Annotated in this window: 1 protein-coding gene; it reads right to left on the bottom strand. The window is 78.0% G+C overall.

Annotated features, from left to right (window positions below; translation table 11 throughout):
• Nucleotides 1-1,214 (bottom strand): acyltransferase domain-containing protein (locus tag ABD327_RS19275; RefSeq protein WP_344451886.1); only part of this gene is annotated, 1,214 nt, incomplete at both ends.

Genomic DNA, 1,214 nt, shown 5'->3' with positions numbered 1-1,214 from the left:
GCCGGAGACGGCGGCGTCCGGCGCCGTGTCCTGGATCGCGCCGGTGAGCACCGGATGCGGGCTGATCTCGACGAACACCGTGGGGCCGGCCGCGGCCAGGCCCTCCACGACCGGCTGGAACAGTACCGGCCGCCGCAGGTTCTCCACCCAGTAGGCGGCGGTGAGCTCGGACGGGTCGCACGGCCCGCCGCGCACCGTCGAGTGGAACACCGCCGTCGCCGCGTCCCGGGGCCGGACCGGCGCGAGCGCCTCCAGCAGCCCGTCCCGCACCCGCTCCACGTGCGGCGAGTGCGAGGCGTAGTCGACGTTGACGCGGCGCGCGAACACGCCGAGTTCGGCGCACCGGCCGAGGAACTCCTCCAGCGCCGCGGCGTCGCCGGACACGATCGTGGTCTGCGGCCCGTTGACCGCCGCCACGTCCAGCCGTCCGGGCCAGGCGCGCAGCTCCTCGCGTGCCTCGTCCGCCGGAAGCGCCACCGACGCCATCCCGCCGCTGCCCGACAGCGATCTGATCATCCGGGAGCGCAGCGCCACGATCCGGGCACCGTCCTCGATCGACAGGGCCCCGGCCGCGCATGCCGCCGCGATCTCGCCCTGCGAGTGCCCGGCCACCGCGTCCGGGACGACGCCCGCCGCCTCCCACACCCGGGCCAGCGACACCATCACCGCCCACAACGCGGGCTGCACCACGTCGACCCGCTCCAGCGCCGCCGGATCGTCCAGGACGGCGTCCAGCTCCCAGTCGGTGAACGGCCGCAGCGCCGCCGCGCACTCGGCGAGGGCCGCCGCGAACACCGGCGACGCGGCCCGCAGCTCCGCCGCCATCCCGGGCCACTGCGACCCCTGCCCGGGGAACACGAACACCGTCCGCGCCCCCGCGGCGGCCGTCCCGCGTACGGCGCCGGGCACGTCCGCCCCTTCGGCGACGGCCTCCAGACCCGCCCGCAGCTCCGCGTCCGAGCTCCCCACCACCACGGCCCGCTCCGGCAGCACCGCCCGCCGCCCCAGAGCCGCGGCCACCGCCTCCAGATCCACCTCACCGGTCTCTTCCACCCACGCACCCAGCCGCCGTGCCCCTTCCCGCACGGCCCCGCCGTCCCGCCCCTGCACCACCCAGGCCACCACCCCGCCGGCCGTCGTCCCGGCGTCCGCGCCGCGCGGCGGCGGCCCGAGGGCGTCCTGGGCGGCGCGGAGACGGGTCGGTCGGCCGGACG

Origin of the sequence: Actinocorallia aurantiaca (assembly GCF_039533685.1) — a bacterium.
Lineage (GTDB): Bacteria > Actinomycetota > Actinomycetes > Streptosporangiales > Streptosporangiaceae > Actinocorallia > Actinocorallia aurantiaca.
Note: the sequence above shows the minus strand (reverse complement) of the source record. Positions and strands in the feature narration are given on the sequence as shown.